At 61.6% G+C, this 4,827-nt stretch carries 5 protein-coding genes and 1 pseudogene; all 6 read left to right on the top strand.

Features of this window, described 5'->3' with window-relative positions; genetic code table 11:
- Positions 1 to 86: 86 nt before the first annotated feature.
- Positions 87 to 290, top strand: coding sequence for a hypothetical protein (locus tag EJI01_RS28035; RefSeq protein ID WP_126840371.1), 204 nt, complete (start codon positions 87 to 89; stop codon positions 288 to 290).
- A 90-nt stretch (positions 291 to 380) separates the two neighbouring features.
- Positions 381 to 854, top strand: coding sequence for an ASCH domain-containing protein (locus tag EJI01_RS28030; RefSeq protein ID WP_126840370.1), 474 nt, complete (start codon positions 381 to 383; stop codon positions 852 to 854).
- Positions 855 to 1,002: 148 nt separating this feature from the next.
- On the top strand, positions 1,003 to 1,629 hold the full coding sequence (locus EJI01_RS28025; protein WP_126840369.1) for a LysE family translocator: 627 nt from the start codon (positions 1,003 to 1,005) through the stop codon (positions 1,627 to 1,629).
- Between the two features lie 157 nt (positions 1,630 to 1,786).
- Complete coding sequence (locus EJI01_RS28020) at positions 1,787 to 2,062, top strand: hypothetical protein (protein WP_126840368.1); 276 nt, start codon at positions 1,787 to 1,789, stop codon at positions 2,060 to 2,062.
- A gap of 235 nt (positions 2,063 to 2,297) precedes the next feature.
- Positions 2,298 to 3,317 (top strand): AraC family transcriptional regulator, encoded by a 1,020-nt coding sequence (locus tag EJI01_RS28015; RefSeq protein WP_126840367.1) that lies wholly within the window; start codon positions 2,298 to 2,300, stop codon positions 3,315 to 3,317.
- A 149-nt stretch (positions 3,318 to 3,466) separates the two neighbouring features.
- A pseudogene (locus EJI01_RS28010) lies at positions 3,467 to 4,827 on the top strand (MFS transporter); the annotation flags it as partial.

Genomic DNA, 4,827 nt, shown 5'->3' with positions numbered 1-4,827 from the left:
AAATGCGGACCGTGGACCGAAGCCTCCAGCCCCGCTGCTCTAGAGCCGCACCAACGCACCCCGGACTTCTACCTGATTGAGGTTGCATGAAGAGAGATCAAGCAATTCAGATCCACGCGAAGGCACTGGCTGCTGTTGAATCACTGATCTCCATTCTGGAGGTCATGAAGGACACCGTCGCGCCCGAAGAGTTCGAGAAGCTCAAGAAGGGGGTTGGGCTTTCGATAGGGGCGATCGAGATGCACATCAATGCTCCCCTGCATCAGCAGTTCCCTGACCTAGAGAGCTGAAGCTGATATGGCAGGGCTCGGCCACAACCGGACATTCCCGCTGGGCTTCCAACTGCCTGCCGCCAGATTGCCTTGCCGCCTAGGATGAGCATGAACATTCCCTCAAGCGTCGCCACGTTCTGGGGCGCCTTCTGCGCGGAGGTTGGGGAAGATTGCTCCGCCCGGTTCTTCGAGGCGTTCCACTTCGATGACAACGAAACCGATGCCAACGCACTTGCGGACCTCGTACTCGCAGGCGTCAAGCGGGCCACTGCCAGTCTTGTCTGGTCCTTTGAGAATGCAGGCGGCTCGCCACCAAAGCCCGGCGCCCTCAGTGTTGTCACCTACTGGGATGGAAAGCCTGCGTGTGTCATCGAGACTCTGGAAGTCCAGGTCGTGCCATTCCAGCAAGTTAGCATCGAGTTCGCCGCCATCGAGGGCGAAGGCGATAGGTCGCTGGAGTACTGGCGCCGCGTTCACTGGGCATACTTTGGCCGCGAGTGCGCGCGCGTGGGCCGAGAACCAAGTCAGGTCATGCCTGTTGCGTGCGAACGGTTCAGTGTCATTTATAGAGCCCGCACTTGAAGGCGCTTCGATCTTGACAGCAAAGAGTGCGTCATCGAACCGGCACAGTTTCTTCCGCGGGTGCTTGGAGATACATCTGCGCTCAGCTTCTGTTTCACGCGGCTCGCCTGGCGGCACTTGATGCCCCTTCATTCGTTTGACTATATAGATGCTCTCCACACTTTTGACCGTTGCATTTCTACACTGGCTGGTTCTTGTCACGCCTGGCGCCAACGTGCTCCTTGTGTCTCAGCTCGCGGCGAGTGGCCATCGCATGAGCGCCTGCTTTGCGGGCCTCGGCGTAACCGTCGTTGCTGTCACCTGGGCACTGCTCGCCATACTTGGGGTGAACGCCATTTTTGCTTCGCTCCCCAAGCTACGCTTTGCGTTGCAGGTAGCTGGTGGTATCTACCTTTGCTATGTCGCGGTTCGTCTATGGCGGGCCGGCGCATCTGGTAAGGAGGGGCAATCGGAACCACTTGTGCCATGGGTGGCGTTTCGCCTCGGCTTTCTTACCAACATCCTGAATCCGAAGTCCGCCTTGTTCTTCGGCAGCATCTTCGCAACAGCGCTTCCTCATGAGCCAAGCGCTTCATTGTTGGCTGCGGTCACAGCCTTGGTGTTTGTGAATGCCTTGCTCTGGCACACGTTTCTCGCCATGGCGTTCTCGCACCGGAGAATTCAGGTGACATACATCCGAAACCGCCGCTTGCTGAATCGGGTCGCCGGTGCGCTCGTCGGGGCGTTTGGACTGCGCCTGTTGGTCGTCACCGCCAACGAAATGCGGTCGCGCTGAACGTATGCAGGAGAGGCCGCGGAAATGAATAGGGTTGCAGTCCTGCCTGAAGCCCGCTTTGGGAAAAGCCGAACTTCGCCTTTGGGCCCGCCGCCGTCGGTGCGAGTGTGGCAGGATGCGGGCCCGCCATCCAAGGCCACCCCAACAGGAAGCAAAGATGTCAATGCTCCGACGCCTCCGAGGCGAGCCCAAGGCCACGCTGCCATGCTTCGGAAGAACGCTGACGCTCTATCGTCAAGGTTCTGAGTTCGGGCTGTTCGTGGGACTGGCGACTGTCGCGCTGTTCAGCCTGCCGTGGCATCACGTGTCAGGTGCGGAGTACGTCCTGCAGCCTCTGACGGCCATCGTTGGTGGCTATCTTGCCGCGACGCTGATGGCGTCACGCGCACCGGCCGACATGGATGCGTACGACGCCGCTGCGCGCTGGCTCTGACCGCCGCTGACGGCCAATTACGGACCTTCGCCACGGGCGCCCGATCTCCCCCAAGCCATTCCCATCGATGACCAAGCAAGCCGTTCTTGACGCCTTAGAGGCAACCGACGACGAAGCTACTTTCCTTCGGTTCGTCGAGGTGCTTTTGGTCGAGTCATTTTTTCGCGCAGCCTTGCGCGCCGTAAAACACGCCTAAAAGGGCTCGCCCCAATCAACGATTCTTGAGCGAGTTCGTATGAAGTCAGCAGGCTTGAAGGGAACCGTGTCCATTGAACTGGTGCACGAGGCGATCCATGCCGCGGCGCTGAGGAACATGGACATCAGCAGCGTCCTCGAAAGTGCAAAGCTGGACCGCGAGCTGCTGAACGCGCCGCGTGCGCGCATCTCGGCGGCTGCGTACTCGCGCATGTGGGTGGCGCTGGCCGACCTGATGGACGATGAGTTTTTCGGCCTGGACAGCCACGGGCTTCGCCGAGGCAGCTATGCGCTCATGACACGCGCGGCGGTCAACACCGACAACCTGGCGCATGCCCTTCGCCGGATCCTGAGGTTCCTCCACGCGACATTGGACGACTTCCGCGGGGAGCTGGTCTGCTCCGGCGATGAGGCGCGCGTGATCCTGCATGACGGCGGCGTGCTGCGCCGGCTGTTCGGCTACGGCACCTGGTTCATCCTGGTCCACGGATTGGCATGCTGGCTCGTGCACAGGCGAATTCCCCTGCGCGAGATGCAGTTCCGATGCCCGCCTCCCGGCGATGACAGCCACTACCGCACGCGCTTCTGCGAGAACGTGAAATTCAACGGCGAAACCACGCACATCACCTTCGCAAGCGATCTGCTGGAACTGAAGATTGCGGAGTCGACAGAAACGGTCGACAACTTTCTGAGGGCGGCGCCAGCCAACTTGCTGGTCAAGTACCGCAATGACGCGAGCACCAGTGCGCAGGTCCGCAACAGGTTGCGTAGCCAGATGCCCGATGCGTGGCCGGAACTGGAAAAACTCGCACGGGAACTCTGCATCTCCGGCACCACGCTTCAACGCCGCTTGCAGCAGGAGGGCGTGAGCTACCAGCGGGTGAAAGACGACCTGCGGCGGGACATCGCCATCGACCTCCTGTCGAGCGCGTCGCTGACAGTGGCCGAAGTCGCCGCCCGGACCGGATTCCAGGAAACGAGCGCTTTCCATCGCGCATTCAAGAAATGGACGGGCGTCAGCCCGGGAACCTATCGCTCGTCCGCGCCCGCGCCGGAATAACCAAGAACCTTCCGGGGGCCGGCCAGGGACGCCGGCATGTCCGAACGCCCCATCCGGATCGAGACGCCCGGGCATGGAAGTGGACCGATTGCAGAACTAACCTCCTTTCGCGATCGCATCTCGCGATAGCTAAAACGACAGGAGACAACATGCAGCAGGTCGACAAGCAGGTCGATATCCACGCACTTGCGGGGCAATCGCGGTTCAACGGTTTTCACCGGCTCGTGCTCTTGTGGTGCGTGCTGATTCTCGTCATCGACGGCTATGACCTGGCGGTCGTGGGGGCAGCGTTGCCGTCGATCATGAAGGACATGGGGGTCGACGCCACCAGCGCCGGCGTCATGGCCGGGTCGGCGTTGTTCGGGACCATGTTGGGCGCGATCTTCCTCGGCACGTTGGCGGACCGCATCGGCCGCCCGCGCATGATCGCGGTGTGCGTTGCGCTCTTCAGTGTCTTCACCGCGCTGACAGGGCTGACCACCGAACCCGTCGGCTTCAGCGTCGCCCGCTTCATCGCGGGCCTCGGCATCGGCGGGGGTGTTGCCCATCGTGACCGCGCAGATGGGAGAGTTCGCACCGGCGAGCCTGCGCACGCGCCTGGTGACGATGGTTTTCGCTGGCTACTCCGTGGGCGGCATTCTGGTCGCGCTGACCGCCAAGCAACTCATCGAGAGCCACGGATGGCAATGGGTGTTCTACGTGGCCGGGTTGCCCGTTCTGCTGATTCCGCTCATCCTGAAAACGATGCCCGAATCGCTGTCGTACCTTCTCAAGAAGGGTGATCAGCGGCAGCTCGGGGAGATTGCGGCCAGGCTCGCGCCGAATCAGCGGAACGCACCCGGCACCGTTTTTGTCGGATCGTCCATCGACCGGTTGGACGAAGCGCCAGTTCGAACCCTGTTTAATGCCGGGCGGGCGTTCAGCACCGTGATGATCTGGGTGGCCTTCATGACGGGGCTGTTCATGGTCTACGCGCTGAACTCCTGGCTGACCAAACTGATGGCCATGGCGGGATACAGCCTCGGCTCGGCCTTGAATTTCGTGATCGTCTTCAACGTCGGGGCGATCGTGGGCGCGATCGGCGGCGGCCTGCTGAGCGACAAGTTCAACATCAAACATGTGCTGATCTCGTTCTATGCGGTCGGGGCCGCCTCCTTGGCAGCGCTCGCCTACACGAAGTCGACCGAGCTGCTGTTCCTTGCCGTGTTCGTTGTGGGCGCGTCCACGCTCGGAACGCAACTGCTGGCCTACGCGTACGCCGGCGACTTCTATCCACCGGCCGTGCGCTCGACGGGCGTCGGTTTCGCTTCCGGTGTCGGCCGGATCGGCGCCATTGCCGCGCCGATCCTGATCGGCTGGCTCGTTTCCCTGAACCTTCCCATCGAGCAGAACTTCATGGCGATCGCTCTGGCCGGTGTCATCGGAGCGGCGGCGGTTTCTTTGGTGAATCAATCCCGCGCCGATTCGACCCAGGCCAAGGCCGCACGCGCATTCACCAGCCAACGACCTC

The sequence above is a fragment of the Variovorax sp. MHTC-1 genome (assembly GCF_003984645.1).
Classification (GTDB): Bacteria; Pseudomonadota; Gammaproteobacteria; order Burkholderiales; family Burkholderiaceae_C; genus Variovorax.
Note: the sequence above shows the minus strand (reverse complement) of the source record. Positions and strands in the feature narration are given on the sequence as shown.

Excerpts from the sequence above, each read along its gene's own strand:
- EJI01_RS28025 (WP_126840369.1), top strand. The coding sequence starts at position 1,003 with ATGCTCTCCACACTTTTGACCGTTGCATTTCTACACTGGCTGGTTCTT.
- EJI01_RS28035 (WP_126840371.1), top strand. The coding sequence starts at position 87 with ATGAAGAGAGATCAAGCAATTCAGATCCACGCGAAGGCACTGGCTGCT.
- EJI01_RS28030 (WP_126840370.1), top strand. The coding sequence starts at position 381 with ATGAACATTCCCTCAAGCGTCGCCACGTTCTGGGGCGCCTTCTGCGCG.
- EJI01_RS28020 (WP_126840368.1), top strand. The coding sequence starts at position 1,787 with ATGTCAATGCTCCGACGCCTCCGAGGCGAGCCCAAGGCCACGCTGCCA.
- EJI01_RS28015 (WP_126840367.1), top strand. The coding sequence starts at position 2,298 with ATGAAGTCAGCAGGCTTGAAGGGAACCGTGTCCATTGAACTGGTGCAC.